General features: G+C 53.7%; 22 protein-coding genes and 1 pseudogene. 11 read left to right on the forward strand and 12 right to left on the reverse strand.

Going from position 1 to position 26,463, the window contains the following annotated elements:
* Together GCE01_RS15415 and GCE01_RS15420 are read left to right on the forward strand one after the other, a co-directional pair.
* Positions 1-1,416 (forward strand): TonB-dependent receptor (locus GCE01_RS15415; protein ID WP_145995816.1); only part of this gene is annotated, 1,416 nt, incomplete at its 5' end.
* Positions 1,417-1,430: 14 nt separating this feature from the next.
* Positions 1,431-2,768, forward strand: a complete 1,338-nt coding sequence (locus GCE01_RS15420; protein ID WP_099213555.1) for a PepSY-associated TM helix domain-containing protein — start codon at positions 1,431-1,433, stop codon at positions 2,766-2,768.
* Here GCE01_RS15420 and GCE01_RS15425 read toward each other — a convergent pair.
* The 4 genes from GCE01_RS15425 to GCE01_RS16740 all read right to left on the reverse strand — a co-directional run bounded on the left by GCE01_RS15425 (position 2,765) and on the right by GCE01_RS16740 (position 7,229).
* On the reverse strand, positions 2,765-3,424 hold the full coding sequence (locus GCE01_RS15425) for an SCO family protein (protein WP_099213556.1): 660 nt from the start codon (positions 3,422-3,424) through the stop codon (positions 2,765-2,767). The genes GCE01_RS15420 and GCE01_RS15425 overlap by 4 nt on opposite strands.
* 250 nt (positions 3,425-3,674) lie before the next feature.
* Positions 3,675-4,517, reverse strand: coding sequence for a DJ-1/PfpI family protein (locus tag GCE01_RS15430; RefSeq protein WP_099213557.1), 843 nt, complete (start codon positions 4,515-4,517; stop codon positions 3,675-3,677).
* Between the two features lie 27 nt (positions 4,518-4,544).
* Positions 4,545-6,722 (reverse strand): TonB-dependent siderophore receptor, encoded by a 2,178-nt coding sequence (locus tag GCE01_RS15435; RefSeq protein ID WP_167386180.1) that lies wholly within the window; start codon positions 6,720-6,722, stop codon positions 4,545-4,547.
* 132 nt (positions 6,723-6,854) lie between these two features.
* Positions 6,855-7,229 (reverse strand): hypothetical protein, encoded by a 375-nt coding sequence (locus GCE01_RS16740; RefSeq protein WP_145995817.1) that lies wholly within the window; start codon positions 7,227-7,229, stop codon positions 6,855-6,857.
* 621 nt (positions 7,230-7,850) lie between these two features.
* Here GCE01_RS16740 and GCE01_RS15440 point away from each other — a divergent pair.
* The 5 genes from GCE01_RS15440 (at position 7,851) to GCE01_RS15460 (ending at position 12,752) form a co-directional block, all read left to right on the forward strand.
* Positions 7,851-8,306, forward strand: a complete 456-nt coding sequence (locus GCE01_RS15440; protein ID WP_244591271.1) for a DUF2946 family protein — start codon at positions 7,851-7,853, stop codon at positions 8,304-8,306.
* A 236-nt stretch (positions 8,307-8,542) separates the two neighbouring features.
* Positions 8,543-9,004, forward strand: coding sequence for a DUF2946 domain-containing protein (locus GCE01_RS15445; RefSeq protein ID WP_244591272.1), 462 nt, complete (start codon positions 8,543-8,545; stop codon positions 9,002-9,004).
* Positions 9,005-9,102: 98 nt separating this feature from the next.
* Entirely contained in the window at positions 9,103-11,298 is a 2,196-nt protein-coding gene (locus GCE01_RS15450; RefSeq protein WP_099213560.1) for a TonB-dependent siderophore receptor, read from the forward strand.
* Between the two features lie 2 nt (positions 11,299-11,300).
* Positions 11,301-12,215 carry an alpha/beta hydrolase gene (locus GCE01_RS15455; RefSeq protein WP_099213561.1) on the forward strand — a complete coding sequence of 305 codons (915 nt, stop codon included), beginning with the start codon at positions 11,301-11,303 and terminating at the stop codon, positions 12,213-12,215.
* A 216-nt stretch (positions 12,216-12,431) separates the two neighbouring features.
* Positions 12,432-12,752 carry an aromatic-ring hydroxylase C-terminal domain-containing protein gene (locus GCE01_RS15460; RefSeq protein ID WP_099213562.1) on the forward strand — a complete coding sequence of 107 codons (321 nt, stop codon included), beginning with the start codon at positions 12,432-12,434 and terminating at the stop codon, positions 12,750-12,752.
* Between the two features lie 144 nt (positions 12,753-12,896).
* Here the strand turns inward: GCE01_RS15460 and GCE01_RS15465 are convergent, their stop codons facing one another.
* Positions 12,897-15,863: a Tn3 family transposase gene (locus tag GCE01_RS15465; protein WP_099213563.1), complete on the reverse strand. Its 2,967-nt coding sequence runs from the start codon at positions 15,861-15,863 to the stop codon at positions 12,897-12,899.
* Between the two features lie 129 nt (positions 15,864-15,992).
* On the opposite strand from GCE01_RS15465, the gene GCE01_RS15470 reads away from it, so the two are divergent.
* The gene (locus GCE01_RS15470) at positions 15,993-16,619 is read left to right on the forward strand and encodes a recombinase family protein (RefSeq protein WP_211516788.1); all 627 of its coding nucleotides are present in this window, start codon (positions 15,993-15,995) and stop codon (positions 16,617-16,619) included.
* Between the two features lie 9 nt (positions 16,620-16,628).
* On the opposite strand, the gene GCE01_RS15475 is transcribed toward GCE01_RS15470, so the two are convergent.
* The 4 genes from GCE01_RS15475 to GCE01_RS15490 are packed head-to-tail and all read right to left on the reverse strand — an operon-like array spanning position 16,629 to position 19,647.
* The gene (locus tag GCE01_RS15475) at positions 16,629-17,771 is read right to left on the reverse strand and encodes a major royal jelly family protein (RefSeq protein ID WP_244591273.1); all 1,143 of its coding nucleotides are present in this window, start codon (positions 17,769-17,771) and stop codon (positions 16,629-16,631) included.
* 13 nt (positions 17,772-17,784) lie between these two features.
* Positions 17,785-18,219, reverse strand: coding sequence for a cupin domain-containing protein (locus tag GCE01_RS15480; protein WP_099213566.1), 435 nt, complete (start codon positions 18,217-18,219; stop codon positions 17,785-17,787).
* Positions 18,216-18,602, reverse strand: coding sequence for a nuclear transport factor 2 family protein (locus GCE01_RS15485; RefSeq protein ID WP_099213567.1), 387 nt, complete (start codon positions 18,600-18,602; stop codon positions 18,216-18,218). Before GCE01_RS15485 ends, GCE01_RS15480 begins: the two co-directional genes overlap by 4 nt.
* A gap of 25 nt (positions 18,603-18,627) precedes the next feature.
* The gene (locus tag GCE01_RS15490) at positions 18,628-19,647 is read right to left on the reverse strand and encodes a zinc-binding alcohol dehydrogenase family protein (RefSeq protein WP_099213568.1); all 1,020 of its coding nucleotides are present in this window, start codon (positions 19,645-19,647) and stop codon (positions 18,628-18,630) included.
* Positions 19,648-19,747: 100 nt separating this feature from the next.
* On the opposite strand from GCE01_RS15490, the gene GCE01_RS15495 reads away from it, so the two are divergent.
* Together GCE01_RS15495 and GCE01_RS15500 are read left to right on the forward strand one after the other, a co-directional pair.
* A complete protein-coding gene (locus GCE01_RS15495; protein ID WP_174694862.1) occupies positions 19,748-20,134 on the forward strand; it encodes a winged helix-turn-helix transcriptional regulator in 387 nt (128 codons plus the stop codon).
* Between the two features lie 35 nt (positions 20,135-20,169).
* Entirely contained in the window at positions 20,170-21,198 is a 1,029-nt protein-coding gene (locus GCE01_RS15500; protein ID WP_244591274.1) for an IS481 family transposase, read from the forward strand.
* Here GCE01_RS15500 and GCE01_RS15505 read toward each other — a convergent pair.
* From GCE01_RS15505 to GCE01_RS15515, 3 genes are read right to left on the reverse strand one after another with little or no spacing between them, the layout of a single operon-like run.
* The gene (locus tag GCE01_RS15505) at positions 21,160-21,885 is read right to left on the reverse strand and encodes a hypothetical protein (protein ID WP_211516787.1); all 726 of its coding nucleotides are present in this window, start codon (positions 21,883-21,885) and stop codon (positions 21,160-21,162) included. The genes GCE01_RS15500 and GCE01_RS15505 overlap by 39 nt on opposite strands.
* Positions 21,882-24,899 carry an HsdM family class I SAM-dependent methyltransferase gene (locus tag GCE01_RS15510; protein WP_099213569.1) on the reverse strand — a complete coding sequence of 1,006 codons (3,018 nt, stop codon included), beginning with the start codon at positions 24,897-24,899 and terminating at the stop codon, positions 21,882-21,884. The genes GCE01_RS15505 and GCE01_RS15510 overlap by 4 nt, the downstream gene beginning before the upstream one ends.
* A 54-nt stretch (positions 24,900-24,953) precedes the next feature.
* Entirely contained in the window at positions 24,954-25,244 is a 291-nt protein-coding gene (locus tag GCE01_RS15515) for a DNA-binding protein (RefSeq protein WP_099213570.1), read from the reverse strand.
* Positions 25,245-25,798: 554 nt separating this feature from the next.
* Here GCE01_RS15515 and GCE01_RS15520 point away from each other — a divergent pair.
* Positions 25,799-26,463: pseudogene (locus GCE01_RS15520) on the forward strand (IS1182-like element ISGdi16 family transposase); the annotation flags it as partial.

Here is a 26,463-nt window from a genome sequence, read left to right on the forward strand (position 1 = left end):
GTGAATGGTGCATATGGCGTACGTCAGACGATGAGCCCACAACAGGCTGGGCTCGGCCGTTTTGATCGACGTACTCTTGTAGGCTTTCGATGGGAGCACGACTTTGATCCCAGAACGACCTGGCATACCCAATTTACGTATGATCAACGTCATGTCGACCAACCAACCTCCACAACAGCCTTTGTGGGACCGTTCAATTCCTACAATGTACAGACGGACCTGACGAACCACGGCCGTATTGGGAAAACGCCCCTGACCAGCTTTGTGGGTGCCAGCTTCGACTACATGGATTATGGCTATCAGGTCTATAATCTGACCCCGCAAGGCGGTGCGACCCGAGGCGCCCTGAATTCCACGTCTTACGGCCATCAGTGGAACATTGGTATTCGTTTCCAGGAAGACTGGCAGCTTTCGCCGCTCTGGCATGCGGTGATTGGACTTGGCGGCACACAATCCGACATCGGTGCGGTCGAAACACTCTACAACAGATCGGCCAATTCAACCTCTCTGCAAAATATCACGGCCAATCGACGCTTTTTTAATCTCGCACCTGAAGCCTCTCTGGTTTATTCGCCAACCAAAGACTGGACTTTGCACAGTCGTGTTGGAACAGCCTACGCCACGCCCGGCTATTCCAGTCTCTTTGTCACTCCTCAGGGAACCTACGGGAACAATACGCAGCTGAAGAGCGAAACAAGTCTCGGTTTTGATCTGGGCGCTGAATGGCACCCGTCGCCCAGCATTAATATACAGGCTACTGGATTTTATGAGTTCTACAAAAACGAGCTTGTTAGCCAGTCGGCGGGTGTCAATACACCCGCAGGAAGCTATACCTTCAATGCCCCGGCCTCAGAGCATCGTGGCATTGAACTCGGCGCGACATGGCAGCCATTGCGGGCCTTTTTGCCGGGTGCGCGGCTGAAGCTGTCTTATACCTATGACAACCAGATCTATACAAAATACACCGAAACCCTGTCCAACACGACGATGGCGCGAAATTTCTCACGAAAGGGCAGCCTCATCCCTGGCGTCATGCCGCATTTCCTGGATGCGCGCGTTCTCTATGATCAGCCAGACGGATGGCTGCAAGGGCTGGGAAGTTTTGCAGAAGTGACGTGGAGGAGCTCCTTTTACCTCGACAATGCCAATATTCTGAAAGCCCCCTCATACGCATTGCTCAATCTGGAGGTTCATTACGACCCTCCAGAACATCTGGGTTGGGCTCACCGTCTGCACAGCTACTTCGAAGTGCAGAATGTAACCAATCAGGTTTATGCCGCAGGTGCGACTGACATCAGCGATACACTCCTCTCGACCGGGCAGCAGGCTGGGCGGGGTGTTTTGGCCAATAAGACAGGATCAATATACGCCGGATCGCCAAGAGCGTTCTTTGGTGGCGTGCGGATCAAGTTCTGAAAGTGCCTAAGATCATGAACGCTTCCAGAGCCTCGCTTTGGCCAGATTATCGCACAGTCTGGCGATGGCATTTTTTTGCAGGGCTCTTCTGTCTGCCCTTTATTGTGTTTCTGTGCCTCACAGGTTCAATTTACCTGTTCAAGCCGCAAATGGATCATTGGATCGACTGGCGTTACGATCATCTCGCAAGCAGCGCGACACATTCAACCCCGGAGCAGGAAGTCAGGGCAGCACTCAATGCTGTCCCTAACAGCCATTTTCTAGCCTATGAGTTACCAGAGACGGCTTCCAGCGCCGCTCGAGTGATCGTTGATCGCCAAGGCACAGCCGTTCGGGTGTATGTTGACCCGACATCGTGCACAGTTCTCAAACAGGTTCCCGAAGAAGAACGCTTTGAGCGCATCATCTTCAAACTGCACGGCCAACTCTTATTAGGAAACGCTGGCTCCATCATTATGGAAATGGTGGCCTCCTGGACAATAGTACTCATTGCTACGGGTCTATACCTCTGGTGGCCACGTCACATTAAAGGACTAAGAGGCATTCTCTACCCTCGGATCACTCATAAAGGTCAAACTCGGTGGCGAGACCTCCATGCCGTAACCGGGATGTGGATCTCCTTATTTCTGGTACTTTTTCTTATCTCCGGTCTGCCATGGTCCTTTGTTTGGGGGCACGCTTTGTCGCGTGTGGAGACACAGATCAGTCGAATGACGACCGTTCCGGACTGGGAAATCGGAGCTGTTTCCGAGCGCAATCTTGTTGCTGGCCATCAAGTTTCCTCGCCAAAAATGGACACGATGCCCGGCATGGATATGGGCTCCATGACCATGCCAGACAGTTCCCTACCAGACGGGCTAAACCGTGTGGTACTGGCTGCGTCTCAACTTAAATTCCCTGCACCTGTCCTCGTGACGCCACCATCAACGGGTGAAATTACGTGGCATATTCGTTCGGACACGCAAAACCGTCCAGAACGTATCAGTGCGCTGGTAGAGGCCTCTGGTCAGGTACGGTCAGTCCAACGCTTTGAAGATAAGACATTGATGGATCGCATTATCGGATATGGAGTTGCGACCCATGAAGGGCAGCTTTTCGGAAGAACCAATCAACTTTTGAATTTTCTTGTAGCATCGGGATTGCTGACTATGAGCGTGTCTGCGCTCATTCTGTGGCTCCGCCGTAGACCGCCCGGACAACTGGGAGCCCCATTGGCCGTGCCCAATAAACAGATAGGTGCAGGCGCGTTGACCATTCTGGTGTTATTGGGAGTGCTTCTCCCAGAACTGGGCGCTTCTCTTTTGCTCCTTTGGCTTGCAAGCTTGCTCTTGCACGTCGTCCGCCATAGCTAACTGGCCGGAACGAGACGACGCAGTCGTGTGGCGATTTCCTGTGGACTGGTGTCAACTGGCAGGACAGACACCAGTCGGTTGTCGCCATCCATCAGATACAGAACAGAGCTATGATCCATGAGATAGTCTGAGGACATACGATCCGCTGGAGTGCCACGACGTCGCGCCATGACGTGGAAACTTTTAATGACTGCCTGGATCTGGGATTCCGTTCCCGTAAGTCCAACGATATCAGGAGAGAAATGGCTGACGTAATCAGCGACAACCTCAGGGGTATCACGTGATGGATCAACCGTAATGAAGAGTGGCACAATTTGGTGTGACACTTTTCCCATAAGCTCAAGAGCCTGTGTGACAGTCGCGAGGGTTAACGGGCAGACATCTATGCAGTGGGTATATCCAAAATAAATCAGTGTATAGCGCCCTTGAAACTGGCGCTCCGTAAGAGGATGGCCGTGCATATCGATGAGGGTATAAGGCCCCCCCAACGTTGCTGATGCCCGATTTAGGAAAATCCCACGCATTCCGATTGCCCCTAGAAAGAGAAGCGCGATGATCAACACCGGAGCAATTAGTTTCCTTGCTTCGTTGAAACGAGCAGGCTGTTTCTGAATAAGCTGCTTTAGTTTTTTACGTCCTCCACCGCGGTTCGACATAATTTCCTCCCTAAGCGTACCATCTTAGCATACGAAGCGAGCCATGAGCATAACTGGCTCTGAGCTACCGAAGAGACAACCGTAGTATCCGATGATGGAAAATAGCAGGCAGACGGCTTCCCCAATCTGCTTGTCTGCTCAGTGATATTCGAGCAGACAAGCAACAGTAGCCCTCTTATTGTACACCGCCGCAGGCAAAATTTAAACTTTCCCAAAGATGACATAAGCGTACGGCGTCGTATTGTGGTGGTCAGATCCGTTCTGCAGCCATTTTAGCCGCTTCCAGGGCTTTGCCATCCATCCACGTGCGTCGTGAGCGCTCAGCCTCCATTTGTGCGTCAGATATTTCCGAGGGGTCTCCATGATGAAAAGGGGGCTGCGGTGCATACTGAATGATCAGTTGTGCATGCTCTGCGGCAGCTTTTCCCCGTAATTCAGCTGCCAAAGTTAAACCGAAATCCAGCCCTGCCGTAACACCGGCCCCGGTAATACGATTGCGGTCTCGAACCACGCGTTCATGGGAGGGAATTGCCCCCATAACAGAGAGGATATCAACCACTCCCCAATGAGACGTTGCTCGATATCCTCTCAAAAGCCCTGCCGCAGCCAGTACAAGAGACCCAGTGCAAACACTGGTCACATATTTCGACGTAGCTGCTCGATTAACTAGGAAATCCACAATTATTTGATTATTCATGCAGGCGATTGAACCCATCAGACCGCCTGGAACGAACAGAACATCCAGATCCTGAGGGCACGTTTCTGTCGTATCAGTTGGTGTAATCTGAAGTCCCACATCTGTCTCGACCGGGTTCCGATCCACCCAGACCAGGTGAATGTCGCATCCAATGATTTTGAGAATTGTCTGCGGCCCGACCAGATCAAGAAGTACCATCTGTGGATAAACCAGCATGGCGACTTTGAGAGGTGGCCCGGCAAACATCGGTTTCATGTGCTGATGATGTTCGTTGGCGAGGATAGCTGCAGATGGAGTGCTCATTGCAACGTCAGGAATAAGGGATGCAAGAGTAAGGGCTGCGAGACTGCGTCGCGTCAAGTTCACTGCTTGATGGTGAGAAGGCTGTTCGGACATCAGATTATTCCTTGTGCAACGCGGCGATTAGAAATCAACACGGACGGTGCCGAGCGCAGATCGTGGAGCCGCAGCACGCATTGAAAATGTGCCATTTGTGTCGTAGATGCGCGCATTCGTAAGGTTGTTGAGGTTTAACTGCGCGCGAAGAGGATGCCCCTTAAGAGAAAAGGCATACCAAATTGCTGAATCCAACCTGAAGTATCCGGGAAGATAAAAACTGTTGGGCAAGGTGGCTTCCCGACGCGTCTCTGCTCTTATACCGATCCCGATACCAAGTCCTCGTAGATTTGACTTATTGCTGAATTCATAAGTAGTCCAAACATTTCCTGCATGTTTCGCAACCCCAGCCAATACATCGCCAACTGGATATTTATTATCCTTAGTCACTGTTGCGAATGTATAAGCATAGCTAACAACAGCTTTCCATCCAGGAAGAATTTCACCTGTTATATCAGCTTCAATACCTCGGCTCCGCTGTTCCCCTGCTGTGATTGAATAGAGAGGATGAGCTGGATCTGTCGTGGGAACATTTGTTCTCGTGATCTGATATGCCGCCAAAGTTGCCTGAAAATGATTATGAAACAATTGCTGTTTGATTCCAGCTTCTATCTGTTTGGATCGACCTGGAGAGAGCGGGGCTCCTGTGTATGTTGATGACGTGGTTGGCAGGAAGCTGGTTGTCCAATTAAAATAGAACGATGTATTGTCTGTAGGGGCGTAAAGGATACCCAGACGTGGTGAGAATTTATTTGCGGCTACAGATGCGTTAATCCCGGTTTTCTTATTGAGAGAAGACGTATCTGTTGCGTCATAGCGTCCTCCGCCCAGCAGATAGATATGCTTTGCGATTGTAATAAAATCCTGAAAATACACTGAGGCAGCTTCTGCTTGCGTAGAAATATTCGAACGCAATCTGAAAATGCCAGGCGTTGCAGAATATACTGGCCTCTCAAGGTTCAGTGACGCAAGCGTTGCTGATAAAGTCTTGGCACTGTAATCTGTTTGATAGAGTTCACTGCCGATTAGCCAGTCGTGTTGCAAAAATCCTGTGTGGATACGGCCGGAAAATTCATTCTGCAAATCGAAATCCTTGCCCATTTGAGGGCCTTCTGACACTCCACGGGCTAAAATCATGCCGTTAGAGCTCAACGACAGCGTACTCATACGATCAGAGCCGAAGTAATAGTTGTTGATAGAACTTGCAAACCCAGAGCGAAAATGGAAGTTTTTATTAAAGTCGTGGCGCCAGTTATAACCAAATCTCCATGAGTTTTGATGAGATGCACCGAGGCTTGTATTCTCGAAATTATACGATAGCGGAAACGCTAGTGCCTTACGGATCAGTGGTGTTTGCGACGCTCCCCACGTGTAGTTCGATAACTGATAGGAACTAAAGAACGTAATTGTATCATGATGGCTTGGACGCCACCGGATCGTTGGGGCAATGTATGTATCTTCGTTATAACCGAAGTTTCTAAATGTGTTATCGTGCTGATAGGCAAAGTTGAGGCGCCCTACGAGGGTGCCGTTCCCCGACAGATCGCGATTGGCATCGGCTACACCTCTAAAGAGACCAAAACTTCCGCCGGAGAGTCCAGCGTGCAAGAAATTTGCACCATCGACAGGCCTTTTGGTCTTCACGTTCACAACCCCGCCTGAAGACAATGAGCCTCCGTAAAGCACGGAAGCCGGCCCTTTGAGCACCTCAATTGAATCTACGCCCTGTATGTCTTGCGTTCCTGTTTGTTCGCGAAATCCATCGCGTAACGTGGTTGAGGAGTCCGAAAATCCTCGAACTCGAAACGTTAGTGAGTTGGGAAAGGCCAGGTTACGTTCGACACCGCTGACAGTTTCAACTGCCTGATTAATGGTCAGCGCGCCGCGGTCCTGAATTAAAGCATGAGTCACGACCTGGACAGACAATGGAATTTTCTGGATCTGAACAGGAATTTTCAGTGCTGTTGTATCTGCAGGTGCGAGATATGCTGTCGCGGTCTGTCGTTTTCCATCGACGAGAATAAACTCGGGGCGGTGTTCTTCCTGGTGAAGACCTTGAGAAGATGAGGTCGGCGATTGTCGTGATTCATTTTCAGGCTTCGGCTTAGCCAGAGGACGACGCACCGATGCAGATGATGAAGCATGACTACTGTTGGTATGATCGCCAGGTGTCGTTGGTATGTGTGCTTTTGAAGACGCATGCACACTCCCGGATGTGAGTGCAAGCAGGGACGCGCCGATGCATAGAGCGCATCGGCTTCGGATATGAAGCATTGGATAATTTTCCGTAAAGGCATGATGCGATCGTCCGGGAAGCAGACGATTGGGGTGTCAGACTTATGCCGTTACGAATGTTGGGGGACCGGTTGCTGGTGGCCGTACCCCAGCCAACCGGCCCATGGTGCGCGGAGCGATAGCCGACTGAAAGCAACAGTAACATACGCGAAGAATAGCGAGCAGGAACGCAATACAAAACGCGATAGTGATTGTTGGTATGTGAAGCAAAGGACATAAAAAGCAGTAACCGTCACCATGATGGTGGCGGGCAGGCACAGACGTCGCGACGTGCTGTCCGTCAGCCATGTCTGGCATGTCCGCACTACACTGCATGATTGAAGCGTCATCATGCTGCACTGGTCTTCCGATGTGCAGTCCGGTCAGGCGCTCTAACGTTACTCGTGGCATTTCACCAGGAAGGGCGCGGCTCTGCAACGTCAGTTGTCCAAGAAATCCTATCAGCGCGCACGCGATCAGTATCAGACGAGCAGAACGTGTCAGGTCATTCCCGAAATGCCATGGAAAGGAAGAAAACAGCGGTCAACTCCCTTTCGGTGCGACGGTAGTCAGACAAGTCTTTGCGGAAAGGAAGCAGGCACAGATAGCTCCTACTCGTTGCCGCTCCTATTGAGTGCACTTACAGACACGATAATCTGTCTCGCATGCTGTCCGCTCAGCGCATTTATCAAAGTATGACAGTCTGTTCAATCTTCTGATTTTAAATCATGAATGGCGTCGCGCATGCTCACTAGGCATTCGTTCTGGATCAACAGACGGTCTGCAAGCCATCGGAGGGCGGCGGTTCGGATTTTCTTCGTCGGGGAGATATTTTCAACTGGGAACTGGCGGAGGTCCTTATACTTCCCTGAAGCAGATTAGGCGGCTGAGACGACGAGCCCGTCCCAAAAAGAGCGTTCCTTTCCCTTATGAAACCACTGCATCATTTTGGACGGGACGCGAGGCGCAAAAGATGTCATTACGCCTCTTAGCTGTAAGCACAAACTGATCGGTTCACTCGGAGAAGGTATCGTTTTTGTGAGGGTGTCGGGTTCGAGTGTGAGCGATCGACGGGGTGTCTGGATACGCAGCGCGTATCTGGTACTCGTCGCGTGCGCGATGATCGGGCTCCTTGGCCAACTCACGCTACAAAGCCGAGCGCTACCAGATGAAATGCCGCGTGCAACGTTTGAGCGCTTGACGGGACTTCAGATCGGCCCAGCTGACTCTGATGTTACCGACGCCGTTATGATGAGTAACGACATGCCGGGCATGAAGATGACCGATATGTCAGGCGCGGGCGGGTCATCCAAGCCTCACCACCATCATGATGGCTATTGTTCCCTTTGCCCACTACTGCATTTGCCGGTCGTGGTCTTGGCATTCGTTTTGGCGCTTCTGCTGGCTTTTCTGCGCGTCTTCTATAACCCTTATCTAACCGTAAAAGTATTTCTCCTCTGCTACCGTGTCGACAGGGCGCGTCCCCCGTCCACCGGACCGCCGATCTTTTCGTGACACCGTAAACCGATCATTTCGCGAGCCCCGAAAGGGGCGATCGTCCGACCTCGTCACGGAACAACGTCCATGTCTTTCATTTCAAGCTGTCGCGCCCTGCGCGACGGCCTGCCTCGGCTTGTCTTAGCCGGAGGGTGCGCCCACGCGTACACACAAACGCACACCCCCATAATCGCCGCGGCAATGTGTTGGCGACGATGGTTGGGCCTGATGAGTGCTGCCACATAACTCGCGTCATGCTCGCTGTTTCTCGCGGTGCTTCGTTGTCTGACCGTCGCTTGCCTCGCGCGTTGAACACCCTTGTGGTGCTGGCGACGTTGCTGGGAATATTCGGACAGCTTGCTCTACAGAGCTTGGCATATCCGGATGAAATGCCGCGGACCACACTGGAACGCCTGACCGGGCTCCAGATCGGACCAAAAGCCGTCCAGCACGATATGTCCATGCCCAGCATGAACATGGCGACGGGTCAGCACCACACGACATCCGGTCATCGGCATTCGCATCATGACCATGGCGCATGCTTTTTGTGTCCGCTGCTACACTTACCAGGCATCGTACTGGCAACGCCATTCATCGCCATGTTGGTGGCGGTTCGCTTTATTTGCACGCGATACATTCTGCCCCCTGCGCAAGCACCACCTTATGGGCACGGAATCCGGTTGCCGCCGCCAACGGGGCCACCCGTGGCTGCCTGAGTCATCGTCACTGCCCGGTCACAGGACTGAGTGTCTTTGAATGAGGACACACATCCGTTTCCCCGGGCTACATTCTGCCTCAGAACCGGATTTCTTTTATGCAATATCTTCGCCGTTTCCGTGCGTCCAGCGCACGCGTACTCGCCTGCGGCTGCGCTTTCACAGCGCTCAGTTTTGGACCGGCCACCCTCGCGTCCGAAACACTAAACGTCACGTCAAAAAAGGCATCAGCGTCCCAAAAGCGTGCCGATGAGACGACAAGCGTCCAGACCTCGAACTGGTCTGGAGAGACGCTTACAGTGAGAGGCAAGCGTCGCAGCTATACAGCGCCGACCTCATCTGCCGCCACGCGTACCGATACGCCGCTCATTCAGGTTCCTCAGTCGGTCCAGGCGATCACACGCACACTCATCCAGGAGCAGGACAGCCACTCATTGAGCGCCGCTCTGGTCAACGTTTCTGGCATTACGCCGACACGCACTGATGGGATCTTATTTGTCCCTCCGATCGTGCGTGGATTTCCAGCGGAGGTCTATCTCGATGGTTTGCCGATCTTCGCAGGCAATCAGCAGGCCTTCGCCCCCAATGCTCTGGTTGGTGTCGAACGTATTGATGTTCTCAAAGGACCGAGCGCCACGCTTTATGGTGGCGGGTTGGGTACGCCACTTGGCGGGATCATCAATATTGAATCTGAGCGTCCTGACGACAAAACCGGAGGATATGTTGCGATGCGCGGCGGGAGTTATGACACTTTAAATCCGTATGGCGACGTCAACCTGAAGCTGTCACCAAAGGTTTCCTTTCGCCTTGCCGGTGAATACCAGAGTTACGAAAGCTGGATCAACAAGGTCCATGGCAAGCAGTGGTCGCTGCAACCCAGCCTGTTGTATCAGATCGATGACGACACCGATCTGATCGTGCGAGGTCAGTTCAATGACCGAAGAAACCTCGAATATTCGGGTCTCCCGGCTGACGAAGCCCTTGAAGGCAAACTTGATCGCTATGCATTTCCCGGCTCACCGATCAGTCAACCTGAAACGCATAATGAAAACCGTATGGGCTCTATTGCCCTACATCATGATTTTAATGAGCGAGTAAAGCTAACAGTTACCGGACGCTATTACGACAATACCGTGCATGAATATGGAAGCTTCGTTGATCCGGATTTATTTCCGACAGACGCCTCTGCACCAACTGTGTATGAAGTATCGCCTATCCTGATGCATAACCGCACCAAGGAGGCGACTTTTGATGCCAATCTGTCTGCTAAACTGCATATCCTGGGTGGAACTCATCAGATTCTCGGGGGCATTAATTACGACTGGACGAGTTTCTACAGCGCCATGGGTTTTGGCGTCAGTGATACGCCGTCAGGCACGATTGACCTTGCCAATCCGGTCTACGCTCTGAGCTACACGCCACAGCTTCCTGTTAATTCGTATACTAACGACCATTACCAGACCTACGCCGTCTATGCGCAGGATCAGGCGACTTACGGCCGTCTTCATGTCACCGGAGGCCTACGTTTCACCGCTCTCAAATTTCGGGAAGTAAGCGATTACGGTGTGGCGAATAATTCGACCTATTATCATGTTTCACCGCGCATAGGTGCTACGTTTGATATTATGCAGGGGGTTGCGCTCTACGCGGGCTATGCGACGGCATTCAGGGCAGCCTTTGGATTTGTCGGACTGCAAGCGCCTAAACCTGAGACGTCTCACAATGTCGAAGTAGGTGTGAAGCTTGCACTTCCGGGAACCGGACTCTCCGGTACGGTCGGAGTGTTTCGACAAACGCATGATAACGTTGCTGTCTCTGATGTGAACAATGTGGGCTATTATGTGCAAAGCGGGCGACAGCGTGCTCAAGGCGTGGAGGTCGATATGGTCTGGGAACCCACACCAGCCTTCTCTTTGCTTGCCAATTATGCCTATACGGACACAAGGGACGAGGGCGTGTCTCCAGGAGACCAGATCGCCCGCGTGCCTAAAAGCAGCGGGCGTGTCGCTGCGCGCTATCGGTTCTTACATGGCTGGACAAAAGGCCTGTCCTTTGGCGCTGGCGTAACAGCCTACACTTCGCGGGCATTGACGCTACCCAATACCATTTCCGTGCCTGGTTATGCCGTAGTTGATGCACAAGCTGACTACACATTTGACCGGTATACGCTTGGTATTTCCATTGTAAATCTTGGAAACAGAAAAGCTTGGGACCCCTATTCCTACATGGGAAATCCGGTCGTTGCTCCCATTCAGCCGCTATCGGCTTATGCGACGCTGAAGGTCAGGCTCTGATCATGGGTAATTTTCAGAAGCAAGCGATCATCGTAGGTGTTCTTGGTTTTGCGGCGCTATATTTCTACGCGGGGTCTTCTACGTCGCGAGCGTCAACAATATTGCCCCTCTATGCCAAAGGGACCATCCCGCCGCTCGGGGTTCCTGAGATACGGGCCAAAGTGGATAAGACAGGCGAGAGCATGATCTTCAATGTCAGTCACCCAACATTGGAACTGTTTCGTCCTCCGAACGGACAGGCGAATGGCACTGCGGTCATTATTGCACCTGGTGGTGGCTTTGTCGGCCTTGGTTACAACGCCGAAGGAACTACTGTGGCGCAGAAGCTGACTGAATACGGGGTCACGGCTCTGGTGTTGAAATATCGAACAATACGAAGTCCTGACGACATGATGCATATGCCGTCTGTTCATATGAAAGAGATGAAAACAATCATGGCACGTGCGAAGAGCGGCATACCAGTCGAAGTGCCGCTCTTCGCGGGCGAGCCTCATGCTGTTGAAGACGGCAAGCGTGCTATCACACTGGTGTACCAGCATGCAGCGGAGTGGGGGATTAACCCGAAGCGAATTGGGTTCATTGGTTTCTCATCCGGTGCGTTTTTGGCTGCGGATCTCGCAATCGGCAATAAAGCTACAAGGCCAGCCTTCGTCGGCTTGTTTTATGGCGGACTACGCACACCAGTTCCGAAAGATGCGTCTCCCGCCTTCATTGCCGCCGCAGCGGATGATCCGTATTTACCTAACGACGGTACGCTACTCTACACAGCCTGGCGAAAGGCGGGCTCTTCGGCTGAACTTCATCTCTATGATCGAGGAGGTCATGGCTTTGACCTGACGACAAGAGGGAGCACGAGCGATCACTGGTTGAGCGAGTTTCTTTGGTGGATGCAGGCTCGAAATTGGCTGCAGCAGTAAAAGAGATACTCCTTCAGAGATTATAGAATCAGAGCCGTGCTAACTGGGGAAGATTTTACGATCCTTTCTACTCTATGCCGCGCTAATGTCCGCTTTCGGTTGTTTCTTTCCAAAAGCGGACATTCCGTTCTCCCCTCCTGATCTGCCTGTCTGCTCCGTGATGCAGGAGCAGACAGGCAGCAGTCGCCTACTTCCGGCCGGTTAGATGCAGGCTACATGCTTCTCGAAAGCGGACGTTTACAGATAATTTGGCTGGCAAACATTGAGAGCCTGTATGGCGATCTCACCAAATTCCTGATCGCTTGTGATTTCGAACTGAGTGACCGGACGCACCTGAAGGAACATCTTTTAAACGGAAAAACTCTTCTACTTGATCTCAGTAAGAGCGATTCTTTGCGAAAACTTTCTGATTGTTATCAGGATCAGCTTTCTTACATCGCTTGTCATGCGAAGGGCTATTGGGGCCTTTATGTCCCGCTCATTCGTCCTGATAGCTTTATTGCCTGGGCAACCGATAATTTTCCAGATGATATCTAAAGCGATATAGGCATTATTCAAATTGCTTATTGTTTCGCCTAGTTGTTTAGTCCCGGGATTTGATGGGGTATTATTTTCACGGGAGTGGAAGGAAGCCTTATGGGGGAGCGGTGAGAGACTGTTCGAAAACGTACGCTAAGGATTTTAGAAACCGGATTGCAACCGAAGAGGCCTGAAATCATCTCGCGGCTGCCCGATTTCGCCCCAAAGATAATCCCCTGTGAGACCAATATGCTCCCAGCCGAGTGGTGCCACATGAGCAAGCACGTCAACGGGTATCGCGATGCCCGTCTGACGAAGATGCTGAGCGGCACGGTCCAGATAGACCGTGTTCCACAAAGTTATAGCTGCCGTCACAAGCGTCAGACCAGATGCCCTATGCCGCTGGTTTTCAAACGTGCGATCTCGCAGTTCGCCCAGACGATTAAAAAATACGGCCCGGGCAAGCGCGTTGCGTGCCTCGCCCTTGTTAAGAACACTGTTGGTTCGTCGCCGTTGTTCGGGGTCATCGAACCAGTCGAGCATGAACAGCGTGCGTTCGACACGGCCAATTTCGCGTAAGGCCCGGGCCACAGGATTTTGACGAGGATAGCCTGCCAGTTTGCGTAACATGACTGAAGCTGTGACCGTGCCCGCCCGGATCGAGGCGACCAGGCGTAGAGTTTCGTCCCAGTGCTCCTCAATGGCCCGAACATTGATCGGACCCGCGACCAGCGGTCGTAGGGTGGGCCAGGGCGCTAGCGAAGAAAGACTATAAAGACGTCGCTCGTTCAGATCCCTGATACGCGGAGCGAACCGAAAACCCAACAGATGACACAGGCCGAAGACGTGATCGACGGCCCCGGCCGTATCGGTTGCGTGCTCGCGAATGGTCAGTTCACTTTCGTGATTCAGCAAGCCATCAAGAACATACGCGGCTTCTCCGGCATTCGCCGCAATGACTTTGGTATGGAACGGCGTATAGCGATCGGTAACGTGTGTGTAGAACAGGACACCGGGATCCGTGCCGTAGCGCCCATTGTAGTCAGCGCGCCCTTCGCCCCGACCGCCGGCCCGAAAGAACTGACCATCAGAGGATGAAACATCACCATCACCCCAAATACGCGCCATCGGATGGGCAGTGTGACAATTTACAATTGCGGCCAGCGCACCGAGATATGTCTCATCGCGAACATGCCATTCGGTGGTCCATCGCAGTCGGGATAGAGTCAAACCGCGCGAGCTTTCGGCCATCCGGCCCAACCCCAAATTGGTGGCGTCGGCAAGGATTGATCCCATCAGGGCAGCCTGGTCGGATGTCGGCTCACCATTCCGAGCATGGACAAAATAATCCGTGAAACCCGACCACGCGGCGACTTCAACAAGCAAATCGGTGATCCGGATGCGTGGCAGCAGGCCATACAGGCGGGCCTTGAGAAGCTCAGCCTGATCAGATGGCGATCGCCGGAGCGGTGAGACCGATAGCTGACCGCGTTCGATCGTCACATCGACCAGCGTGCCAGCCGACGCCGCCTGTTCGACAGCCGTCATGCGGTCCGACATGACGGTCTGCCGATCCGCAAGCCATGCCGAAAATGACGATGGCACCGCCAGTCCTAATCGATCCTCAGCACGCATGGTTGAAAACACAACCTCGGGTAACTGATAGTCGTCGAGTGTGCGGTACGCTCGGCTGCCGTCCACCCAAATACTGCCAGAGCCCAATCGTTCCCGCAGATGGACAAGGACAGCAATTTCATAGGCTCGCCGATCGATCAGGCCGTCACAGACACAAACGATCTTTATCCATTGTGGCTTGAGAAAGGACAGTGGCACGCGTTTCGCTAGGACTGATCGACCCTCACGATACATCTTTTTCAGGGCATCAATCCCGCCGAGCAGTGGATCGCTGCTGCGTGCAGCGCGGAAGGTAAAGGCGGCGAGAAAGGCCGGGAGGTATTTTCGTACGGACGGATAACGTTCGACAACATCTCGCAGATCGTCCTCGCTGGAACGGGTCAGGCCTTCAGCAATCTGCGCACTATGGGTCAAGCGGTCCCATCCCAGATGTGTCTGGATCACTTCGATCGGATCGACAGCTGCCTCTTTGGCCTGGAGCAATAAGCGGACCAATTTCGCATGAACTCGCGCTGTATCCTTAAGCAGACGTGCTTGACCTAGAAGTCGATCTGATCGCGTGCGATCCGCGCGTCGGAACAATGAACCGAGCATCTTTTCGACCATTATGATTGCAGCGTCCGTAAGTGTCGCTTCCATCTCAATCACAAAGGCAATCAGCGTTGCGAGTTGTCGGCCATGATTTAATCGCCGAACGTGCTGCGCTGTGACAATTCCCGCAGTCCGCGCAATGACCGTATAGCGGGCTGCATGAATCCGACGCCGCCGATCTGCCTCAATCCCGACAGCGCGCACCTTTTCCAGCCGATCAATAATGGCCTTCAGGTTTCTGGCGGATGGCGATTCAGACCAATCGCGGATCCAGCCCACCTGTGTCCGCTCTCCCTCTCCCGGAGCAATGAGGGCCTGAAGGCGACGTTGCTGTTCGAGAGTACAATCCGATCCAAGAGTCGCGTACGCTATCTGACGTGCGCGAGCTCTGGCAATCAAGGCCACCCGTTCGAGTGTATCGGCGGTCGGCAGAACGATCCGCTTAAGTCGTAGCCGCTCGACCATGGCAGTCATGATTGCCATGCCCCGGTCAGTGGACGTCGCAACCTCGATGCCAAGGATAAGCATGTCGCGCAAATCGGACCGCGTAAAACTTCGCAGACCTAGGTATTGCTCGATCTCGGAGCGGTGTTCCCGCAAAGTGGTTGTGCGAGCCGCGTAAGCTGCAAAGTCCTTGATGCTGCATGCAAATTGGCGACTAAGGATTTCCAGAACTTTAGCTGGAGGTTGCTCTCCTCGTAGCAATGCGCGACCGGGATGCCGCAGATAGCATAGCTGCACAGCAAATCCGAGACGGTTTTCCGGACGCCGACGACGTGCAAGGAGGGCCATGTCATCGGCCCCTAAAGCGTAGATACGTTCTATTGTTTCGGAATTGTCAGGAGGGTCAAAGAGAACGGCTCTCTGGTCAGGTGATAAAATCGTTCTCGATCTTTGCTTCACATTAATCACTTAATTCTTTGATTAAATGGTTTAGATGACTTAGTTTGTAAGACAGGTTATGGTACTATTATAACCTCATGAAGGCATTAGATCTGACATGTCACGTAAACGGACGTATAAGTGACAACTATGATTGGGTATGCCCGGGTCTCAAAGGCCGACGGGTCGCAGGTATTGGATCTGCAACATGACGCTTTGGGAAGAGCTGGTGTCAGGCCCGAGCATATCTATGAAGATACTGCATCCGGACGGCGCGATGATCGCCCTGGTCTGACGGCATGCCTCAAAGCTTTACGATCTGGCGATACCCTTGTGATTTGGAAGCTGGACCGCCTCGGACGTGATCTGCGTCATCTTGTTAACCTGGTCGGGGACCTGACCAAACGCTGTGTCGGATTGAAGGTTCTGGCGGGCGAAGGCGCTTCAATCGATACTACCACTGCAAATGGTCGCCTGATCTTTGCAATCTTTGCCGGATTGGCAGAGTTCGAGCGAGAACTGATCGTCGAACGCACACGTGCGGGTCTGGCTTCTGCACGTGCCCGGGGACGACAGGGCGGCCGCCCTTTCAAGATGACCTTAGCCAAACTTCGTCTGGCTCAGGCGGCTATGAGTGATCCTGAAACCCAAGTTGGAGATCTGTGTTCCGAACTGGGGATCAGCCGCCAGACGTTGTATCGACATGTCACTCCCGAGGGTAAAATCAGGCCGGATGGGGAAAAACTTCTGGCGCAAAAAGCACGCAAAATCTCTTAAATCTGAGACTTACGGCTTATCTCTGGTCTGGGTAACGTGAGGATCGATCGACACCAGCAGAAACGGCTGCTGAATGTAGGATTGCCCCTGATGGAAGAGTGGAAGGCGGTCCAGTTGGGCGATGGGCAACCAGAGACGACCGTCAGGAGCAAGGCACGGTGCATCCGCCCAGTGCAGACGTGGATCCGAGATCAGTCTCGTGATCTTTCCAGAAATATCTCTGCGATAGACGCTACTATCCTTCAGGTTAGTAAAGTAGAGATTTCCTGCGGCGTCCATGACGCTCCCCCCGATCGGGGGTAAATCCGCCCAAGGCTGAACAGCAGCAGATACGTCGGCTGATGATACATTGGGATCATCAAGCAACACTGTCGGAACTTGAGACCACGGCCCTTCAAGCGGCCCGAAATACAGCCATTTCCCGTCCGGACTCACTTCAAGCGGATCGACATTCACCAGAAGCGGCCGATGCGGCTTGTTCTCCACGACGTGTCCATCCATGATAATCGGTCGCTCTGCCCGTGCGCGTGTGGAAACATCGTTTTCCAGAACGCGGCGTGCCTGGCCTGTTTCGATATCAAGAACGATCAGCGCCATCTTTCCCGCATCCGTGAGATAGGCGTGCGTTCCGTTGAAACGGATATCGTCGATATAGCTCCCTGCCTGCGCGATCTCTGGACCCAGAGGATAGATCCGCAGCACATGACCTGTCGCCGGATCAATACGGACCAGTTTGGCTCCCCCAGGTACGGGTGGACCTCCAAAAGACGGAGTTCCAGTATCAACAACCCAGAGCGTGCCGTCAGGAGCGACATGGAGGGCGTTGACGCTGACAAACCGATGCGTCGCATTCCGTCCGGGTTTCCAGCCATTCCAGTCAGCATCCGGAAATGACTCTATCTTTCTGCTCTTCGTCAGAAGACCTACGGCTGGTCCGGAAAACTCGGTCCAGCGAGGCCCTGCTACGAACACATGACCGCCACCGAGAGCCACGGCGTTCCAATCCATTGACGTAGTGGTCGCTTCGATCCTGATGGGCTGGGCATGCACAAGTTCGGGGTGCACGCACGCGGCAACGAACCCCATGAAAGCTGCGATGGCGGTTTTGTGCAGGGTTCTCTTAAAAAAAGCCTGCCGTCGGATATGTTCCATGAACCCCATGACGTCAGATACTCGCAATAAAACCGGACGCAGATCCGGTGGCAGGATCGACGAACACCACGTCGTCTGGTGCCCGTCGCGGCGTGTCGATGGCAAGAAAAACCACTGGATGGCTCAAAATACGAGGTACGGCATGCACAGCCCGACGGGGGAACACCAGAAGATGGCCGGGTGAAAACGGGGCCTCCTCCTTGGGATCATCAATCCAAAACGTGCCCGTCCCGGAGAGGACATGGAGCACTTCATCGCACTGGGTATGATAATGCGGCGGCACATCCCGATAGATCCGGAAGACCCGGATACTGGCTTCCGGCTTGTCGGTCAGATAGGTGTCCAGCAGCATTGTATCCGCCGTTTCTGGGAACGCCGCCGCAATTTTATTGAGATCGAAGCGACCTCCCGTCCGGTTCAGGGTCATCAGATGCTCTTCGTCATTCATGATACCTGCTCTCCAGTTCCAAGAAGTTTCTGTATGGCGGCAGTATCGGCGACCTGATGCAGCGCCGTGATCTCTCCGTTTTCCACGGTCCAGAGATGCGCGAAGGCGATATCGCCTGACTGCCCACCCGTTGTTCTCACGCGATAGACACCTGTTGTCGCGACACTCTTTCCTTCGGCTGTGACGCTATGTGGAAGTGTCACGTAATCCGAAAAATGTTTCATGATCCTGGTGAAAAACTGCTCTTCCACAGCTTTCCGTCCAATATACTGCCCACCTTCAGGAAAGGTCGGAAGAACACTCCATACAATTTCGTCAGAAAGAAGTGTTGTATCTCCGGTGCTGTACCAGATTTCCACGAGTTCTTTAGCTGTTTTAGTCATGAACTTCTCCGATCAGTTCCAGTATTCAGGCTGGGAAACCTTCGAGCACAATCTTGCCTTTAGCCTGACCGCTCTCAATCAGGGCGTGAGCTTCCCGCAGATTGGCGGCGGTGATCACACCAAGATTTTTACCGAGTGTCGTACGAAGATGGCCTTCATCTACGAGCCGTGACACCTCATTCAGGAGATTCCCCTGTGCACTGATGTCTGCCGTTCCGAACAATGAGCGCGTGAACATCAGCTCCCAATGCAAGGACAGGCTTTTCTTTTTGAGAGAGACCGCATTGAGTTCAGCCGGATCATCAATCAGGCCAAAATGCCCTTGGGGCGCAAGGAGTTCGATAATCTCTGCCAAATGTTGATCGGTTTGCGTCGTGGAAAAGACAAAGCCGGGAGCGCCCGTAGGAAGGGCAGCAACCTGTGCGGCCAGAGGCTTGCTGTGATCGATCACGTAATCTGCCCCGAGAGATGCGACCCACTCCTGCGTTTCAGGGCGCGAAGCCGTGGCAATGACCGTGATATCGGTGAGAATCTTAGCCAGTTGGATCGCTATGGAACTGACCCCGCCTGCGCCCCCGATGATCAGAATAGACGGTGTCACTCCTGGAACAGGCTTACGAATGTCCAGACGATCGAAAAGCATCTCCCAGGCGGTGATCGTGGTCAGCGGTAAGGCTGCGGCTTCAGCCCAGTTCAGGGAGCGGGGTTTGCGCCCGACAATCCGTTCATCGACCAGATGAAACTCGGCGTTGGTCCCGGGACGATTGATCGCGCCCGCATAAAAGACCTCGTCGCCGACAGAGAAATCCGTCACGTCCGGTCCGGTGCCGACGACAACGCCTGCGGCATCCCAGCCCAGAATGCGCCACTGGCCAGCATCCGGTGTTGCGCTGCTGCGGACCTTTGTATCAACGGGATTGACCGATACGGCTCTGATCTCCACCAGAAGATCCCGCCCTGTGGGGACAGGTTTTGGCAGATCAATATCCTGAAGGGACGCCGGATTTTCGATGGGAAGCGGCGTCTGATAACCGATGGCCCGCATGATGTCTGCTCCTCTGTTGAATGAGGAGAAGAGTGAGCACTATGCTGTTTTCAGACAAGAACGCACTTTTAACGCCCATAGTGTCGGAAATGATACCGTTATGACCCGTATCCGCCATCAGTCGCTCGATTGCAGCCCCGGCTGCGCTGTTGAAGCAACGCTTCAACTCATCGACGGGAAATGGAAAGGCGTGATCCTCTATCACCTGCTTCAGGGGACATTACGCTTCAACGCCATCCGTAAACGCCTGCCCAACATCACCCAGAGGATGCTGACGACCCAGCTTCGCGAACTGGAGCGTGACGGGTTCGTGTTACGGACGGTTTACCCTGAAGTTCCGCCAAAGGTGGAGTACAGCCTGACCGCACGCGGACGGACCCTCGAGCCCGTCATCATGGCTCTCAAGGCCTGGGGTGATGAGCACACGACGTTCAGGCATGATCCTGAAATCTGCGCAGATCTGAAGGGCTCTCTAACAAACTCTTAGCGTACGTTTTCGAACAACCTCTCACCGCTCCCCTTATGGGACAGATACGTCATGGCAGCGCCACGACCACGCACGCCGTGCGAGCAGCAATACAGCGCTCGCAGGCTTCGCTCGCGACGCTGAGCGAGGAGTTCGGGATCAACCCGAAAACAGTTGCAAAATGGCGAAAGCGTCAAACGGTTGAGGATCAGAAGGCAGGCCCTAAAGAGCCGCGCTCAACGGTCCTGTCCGAGACGGACGAAGCGATGATCGTGGCGTTTCGCCGGCATACTTTACTGCCGCTGGATGACTGTCTTTATGCCCTGCAGGCCAGCATTCCTCATCTGACACGTTCGGCTCTGCATCGCTGCCTTCAGCGCCACGGGATATCCCGGCTTCCGGATATCGAGGGAGACAAGCCCAAACGACAGCGTTTCAAACGCACTCCCATCGGCTTTTTTCACATCGATATTGCCGAGGTCCAAACTGCTGAAGGCAAGCTGTATCTCTTCGTCGCCATCGATCGGACCAGCAAATTCGCTGTCACACAACTGGTTGAGAAAGCCGATCGGAAGACTGCCTGGGAATTCCTCGAATATCTCCTGAGCATCATCCCTTACCGGATCCACACCATCCTGACCGACAATGGGATCCAGTTCGCTGACCAACCCCGTAACCGCAATACGGCCTGGTCTCGCCCCATGCGCTTCGACATGATCTGCGAAGCTCACGGGATCGAACATCGTCTGACGAAACCCAATCATCCCTGGACGAACGGTCAGGTTGAACGGATGAACCGGACAATCAAGGAAGCAACCGTCAAACGCTTCCATTACGACAGTCATGAGCAGTTGAGGACACACCTCAATGACTTCATGGCAGCCTATAATTTCGGGCGAAGACTCAAGACCCTGAGTGGCCTCACACCTTACGAATATGTCTGCAAAATATGGACTTCAGAGCCAGAAAGATTCATCATTAATCCAACCCATCAAATCCCGGGACTAAACACTTTACAGGTAGCGAGAAGTCGTGGCGTGACATTCTTACGGCTCCAGACACGACAGCCACAGGTGCCAGACTGAGATCGGGCCTGGTTCGAGATTTGGAGATGAGTGACCGACATACACGAAGCTTCGGCCATGGCGGGAATGAGCTAAATCCGTGCTAAACGCGCTCACAGCATTTGGAAGAACCTCGATGAGGTAGCCCGGAGGAGTTTCCAACATTGCGCTTGAAAGGAAAGGCGTCAATTTGGTGCCGATCGACGATCCATCACGGACGTAGGCAAGCATGAACGCTTCGCGATTCCCCCAAGCATACTCCCCTTCAACAAAGCGGCGGATACCTTTGTCGCAGTATAAGGCCTCCGTTTTAGACGTAGTTGCATCTACGATCTTGGCTTCTATGATTAGTGGAAAGCCTCGGTTTCGGTTCGAAAGATAAATGGATAAGTCCGGACGTTTCTCCAAGTGAGATCCGTCAAAACTGAGACTTTCCTTACCTCGCGTTACACAAAGAACTAGCTGGCCCCACAGAGGATCCTGCTCGATCATCGTGTTGAGCCGCGCTTCCATCAGCGCCGTTATTTCCGCCTCGCTCCCCGATGCGACGGTCGACGGTGAGTGCGTACGGACATCGCTGAATGCGCGAAGCAGGCTCTCGGCAATGACCTCAAGATGGTCGTTCGACACTTCCGGCAGCGGCAAATAGAGACCACGCGTTAGTTCTGCGATTTGGTCGGGGCGTGGGCGGATTGCCGCGGCTCTCATGCGTGCGCCCGCCCCTTCAGCAAATCGACATGGGACCAGACGATCCGCTGTGCGAGCAAGCGAGCCTGTGTTTCGCTCCAGTATCGGCGCTGAGCCAGCAGACCAATAAGCAGGCCGCCATTTCCGTCGCGAACTAATATTTCCGACGCAGCCGCGTCGTCCGCAGCTCGAAGCAAGCCTTCCCAATCACTAGATCCTACGGTCCCACGCGCGCCATTGAGCGATGTCCGAACTTCGATACCGCACCAAGGGGAGATCTCTGGCTGAAAGAGATGATCCACAACGAGCTTCGAACCGAATCGCTCACACCAAGGTGCCAGTTCCGCCTCTAAAACCTCCCGAAACCGCGCCTGCTCTGGATGTGTGGGGACGGTCTGGGCGTCCTTCTTGTTCTGTGCGAAAGGAAGATTGGATTCCAGCGTATCGGATATGACCTGTAAGTCGCGTGGGCCGAGGCCGTACAAACGTGCGACCCATTCATCCACGTCGCTCCGTGACTTCTGGTCAGCGACCAACCCATCAAATAGTGCCAACATCTCATTTCGAAGGGATGGTTGGAACGTCCGGAAGTCAGGTAGCGGAATTCGATCCAGCGTCGCTTTTTCGATGACCTCCCGCTCGAAACCGAATTCGCCGCTCGTCACAAGGGCCATCCAGACGGCCAGTTTGCTCCCCAGAATGAGCGTCAGATAGCGGGCAAGGAGATGCGCTTCCGGATACGTGTGCAGGCTGTAGCCATAGAATGTTTCATTGAAGACAGCGTCCTTCTCGGAAATCGCTACCCCGATACGTCCCGTAATTACTGGGGGTGATTTGTGAACGACGACAAGGGGACCGGCAAATAGTTCCACCGATCGAGGGTCGTGAATCCTGTCCTTCGAAAAGACGTTGAGGGCCTCGGTGTCGATGGAGACTTCCGTGAAGGACGATGCCGTGATTTCGGGCAAACCGTGGAGATAACTTGCATCAACGCCAGGGAGACCATCGCCCTGCTGGCGTATCCGGCTGCTCGGCCTGAGCTTCTGGTATCCGTTGCCGCTGCCCCGCAAGAGACCGCGCTCTGTGACACCAATCACTTCTCGCCAAAAAGATTCTAACGTCGGATGTCCGTGCGCCCGTATCCGCTCTACGATTCCAAGATCGGCCTTTGTCCCCCGGAACAGGATTTTCAGAATTTCCGGTGTCTCACGAAGTTGCTGCGACGGCACTAGTTCAGCGTTCAGCGCATCAATACGCATGCCACCGGCTTGGTTTAGCGAATCTTCAAACCTCGGACTGATAAGACGAAAGCCAGCGCTTGCCTCAGGCGTCTTATTGGTAGCGAGCAGAATGCAGAAGGGTGCGGAAATCTCGGGCCAGACCTTCGTCTGCCGTAGTTCCACACCATTTATGATCGAGGTGACGTCCAGAGCCTCAAATAGCGACTGGCGGGCCTCGATCATGCCATCACCCTGCTGGAAAAGCAGCCGCGCATGAAGCGCGAAGGCGATTTGCCCATCTGGTTTCGCCCATTCCATTGCGCGCCATACGAAGGGAAGATCGAGCCCTTCATTCGGCAATGGGGGCGACGTGACCGAGATTTTCCTGCCGGCTGCAATACGAGAAACCGTTGCTCGCACCAAATTCCAATCTTGCAACCCTGTGCCGCTCGCCCAAGGCGGATTGCCTATGACAAGATCGTAGCGTCCGACATGCTCGTCGCCCACGAGCGGTCCCAGACTTCCTAGTTCGGTGCCTTCGGTTTCGTTCTCGGCCTGAACTCGATGCAGCACCTTCCCGCGCAAATCCTTGAATTTCAGCTTGTCGACCGGCCTCGGATTAGGGTCCAACTCAATAGACATCAGATACAAACCCAGCGCTGCGAAGCGAAGCGCGGCTTCATTGATGTCGAAACCGACGATCTGATCATAAAGTATCGAACGGAGAGCCTTTGTATCCGGCCGTTTCCCATCTGCGCGCCAATGCTCTGCCACTAGCTCACGAAATGCCGTCAGCAGGAACACTCCGGCTCCAGCCGCTGGATCGAGGATTTTTGCCTTCTGGGTTGCGTCCTGCCGTTCCAGTGCGCGAAAGGACGCTCGCACCATCAGATCGGCAATCGGCCGGGGTGTATAATAACCACCTTCGCGCCGTTGACGCAGCGGAGCATGATTTCGCAAGTAGAGTTCGTAGGCTTGGCTCAGGACTCCGACAGGAATATGCGCGAAGTCAAGATTGTCCCATTTCTCTTCCCAACCCAGATAAAGTTGGCTTTCCGGCGATCTCCGAAGAATGTCACCCAATATATGATAGACGCGATCCGGTAGTTTTTGAAATATCCCATCCGATAGAGGAAGAAGATCGCCGTTGAACGTCGTATCAAGCCAAGTCGATGTCTCCTCGGCAACCTCACGACTGTCAAACATGCTGGCTGCAGTATTCGTGTCGGAAACACTACTTGGCAACAGCCCACGGTCAGCCAGAAAGCGGGTGAAGAGGGCACGGCCAACAAGCGAGATCGCGTCTTCATCGGACATGCCGTCAAGCTCGGTCAGTCTTGTTATCGAGCCCGTAAGCAGATTAAGGACTACATTGGAAATCCAGTTACTCTGGTTGATCGCTGCTTTGGGGCGGATGTTGCCGAGGCGCGCGATCGCTGCGGATCGAGCATTGTCGCCATCACCTAAGTCCACCCGCGCCTGTGCAGGCGATTTCCGGTCAAGTGCAACTCGAAAGACGTCGAGCCGCCCCGTAGCGATGACTCCTAGATAGGGCGCGTCACCGCGCATGGCGAGCAGCCGTCTAATCTTATGAAGCTGATCGTCTCCTTGTAGAGAGTCTGCATCAACCAGAAAGATCAGCGGGGCGCCCTGCCATTCATAAATGGCGCTTACGACGCCCAATATATCGCCTCCACGCTGCCGTGCCGTCAGGAGCGATGCATAGGGCAGCAAGTCCGGTCCATCGCTGTCCAGCAGGCGCAGAGCTGCCGGATCAGCGCCAAAGTCAACGAGCGCGGTCGCTATGTCAGCCATCGAACTTCCCCGCATCGCAGCCGAACGTAAAGATGACGATGGTGAAGCGAGCCGTCATGCCTTCAAATCCAAATTATTCTGGCGATCACCACCAAAATGGCCCTGACGAGCGCCACCACGGGGTTTCTTTAGTGTAACTCCTACTTTCGACATGATCCGTCGATAGTCCCCGCCCATTTCGCTGACCGAAACAATGAGGACGGCGATGAGCGAGAGATGTGTAGGGACCTCGCCAGTGCGCGCATAATTGGAGATCGAGTTAGGATTCATACCAGTGAGTTCAGCGAACGCGCGAACGCTCAACCCAGCCTTCCCAAGCTCAGCAATGAATTCGGTATAAAGCATAGGGCGCTATTCCACACATATTAATGTAACCTATCACATAGATTTATGTATGCAAAGGGCTCCGAGAGTGACTTGCCCTGTGCGGGGCGCAGGCACTCCAGCTTGTTTGAAGCCAGAAGAGTTTGACATTGCCGTTACGTGATCAAGTTCACACAGTGCCGTCCGTCCGGGTCTGATGCAGTTCCTTCGGACGCCGCGGTTGCTGAAAGGAACATTGATGTCGGGCATATGGGCGCCTCAGAGAGCTACAGCGTAGACATAGTGCCCATCATCATTGGGTAGGTGCGCCTAATGAGATTCGAACCTCGAAGGGGAAGAATGCATGCGCAAGTCCGTTACCCGCCTTTGCCGGCAGAGCGTCGGATGATTCATGTCGGCTTTCGGGAAACTCTCCCAACCGCTCGCATGCCCGACATGAGGCGTAAGCGGACCGGCTGCTTGCGCCTCATTTCTGCCGTTCAACGATCTGTCGCGCTTTCCCCGATAGTGTTGAAAAAGTCGCGCTTGCTTTGAGAGTGAAGCACTGATTCACTCTTCGCAGGAGGAACCTGCAAATGATGGGTGATCGAACGAAAATACAGGAGGCACTGTTCTACGAGTTCCGTCTTGAAGATCATGTGCCAGCTGGCCACCTTTTGCGTTCAATTGATCGCTTTGTCGATCTGAACGGCCTGCGTGAGCATCTTCGCCCATTTTACAGCGGCACGGGGCGGCCTTCAATCGATCCCGAGCTGATCATCAGGATGTTAATCGTTGGCTACGTGATGGGTATTCGGTCCGAGCGGCGGCTATGTGAAGAAGTCCATCTTAACCTGGCCTACCGGTGGTTCTGTGGCCTTGGTCTCAACGGCCCTGTGCCTGATCATTCGACATTCTCGAAAAACCGGCACGGACGCTTCCGGGAGAGTGATCTGCTTCGCCAAATGTTCGAAATGACCGTCCGGCAGTGCATCGCCAAGGGGCTGGTGGGCGGTGAAGGCTTTGCGGTCGATGCCAGCACGATCAAGGCCGACGCTAATCGGCAGCGCAGTGTTCCGAGCCCAGATAAACTGCCGATCGAGGCAGCCCAACGTGCTGTGCGGGAGTATTTCTCGGTGCTGGACGATGCTGCATTTGGGTCTGCTACGCCCGTGCAACCAAAATATATCTCTCCGGTCGATCCTGCGGCACGTTGGAACGCTGCAAGCGGTGGCCTTGCTTATTATGCCTACTGCACAAA

It is taken from the genome of Gluconobacter cerinus (assembly GCF_002723935.1).
GTDB classification, from domain to species: Bacteria; Pseudomonadota; Alphaproteobacteria; order Acetobacterales; family Acetobacteraceae; genus Gluconobacter; species Gluconobacter cerinus.

Coding starts and splice junctions, on each gene's coding strand:
- GCE01_RS15515 (WP_099213570.1), bottom strand. CDS start 25,244: ATGCTTTATACCGAATTCATTGCTGAGCTTGGGAAGGCTGGGTTGAGC.
- GCE01_RS15485 (WP_099213567.1), bottom strand. CDS start 18,602: ATGACTAAAACAGCTAAAGAACTCGTGGAAATCTGGTACAGCACCGGA.
- GCE01_RS15420 (WP_099213555.1), top strand. CDS start 1,431: ATGAACGCTTCCAGAGCCTCGCTTTGGCCAGATTATCGCACAGTCTGG.
- GCE01_RS15490 (WP_099213568.1), bottom strand. CDS start 19,647: ATGCGGGCCATCGGTTATCAGACGCCGCTTCCCATCGAAAATCCGGCG.
- GCE01_RS15460 (WP_099213562.1), top strand. CDS start 12,432: ATGCTTCTCGAAAGCGGACGTTTACAGATAATTTGGCTGGCAAACATT.
- GCE01_RS15475 (WP_244591273.1), bottom strand. CDS start 17,771: ATGGAACATATCCGACGGCAGGCTTTTTTTAAGAGAACCCTGCACAAA.
- GCE01_RS15445 (WP_244591272.1), top strand. CDS start 8,543: ATGCTCGCTGTTTCTCGCGGTGCTTCGTTGTCTGACCGTCGCTTGCCT.
- GCE01_RS15505 (WP_211516787.1), bottom strand. CDS start 21,885: ATGAGAGCCGCGGCAATCCGCCCACGCCCCGACCAAATCGCAGAACTA.
- GCE01_RS15495 (WP_174694862.1), top strand. CDS start 19,748: ATGACCCGTATCCGCCATCAGTCGCTCGATTGCAGCCCCGGCTGCGCT.
- GCE01_RS15480 (WP_099213566.1), bottom strand. CDS start 18,219: ATGAATGACGAAGAGCATCTGATGACCCTGAACCGGACGGGAGGTCGC.
- GCE01_RS15430 (WP_099213557.1), bottom strand. CDS start 4,517: ATGTCCGAACAGCCTTCTCACCATCAAGCAGTGAACTTGACGCGACGC.
- GCE01_RS15500 (WP_244591274.1), top strand. CDS start 20,170: ATGGGACAGATACGTCATGGCAGCGCCACGACCACGCACGCCGTGCGA.
- GCE01_RS15425 (WP_099213556.1), bottom strand. CDS start 3,424: ATGTCGAACCGCGGTGGAGGACGTAAAAAACTAAAGCAGCTTATTCAG.
- GCE01_RS15510 (WP_099213569.1), bottom strand. CDS start 24,899: ATGGCTGACATAGCGACCGCGCTCGTTGACTTTGGCGCTGATCCGGCA.
- GCE01_RS15470 (WP_211516788.1), top strand. CDS start 15,993: ATGATTGGGTATGCCCGGGTCTCAAAGGCCGACGGGTCGCAGGTATTG.
- GCE01_RS15450 (WP_099213560.1), top strand. CDS start 9,103: ATGCAATATCTTCGCCGTTTCCGTGCGTCCAGCGCACGCGTACTCGCC.
- GCE01_RS15455 (WP_099213561.1), top strand. CDS start 11,301: ATGGGTAATTTTCAGAAGCAAGCGATCATCGTAGGTGTTCTTGGTTTT.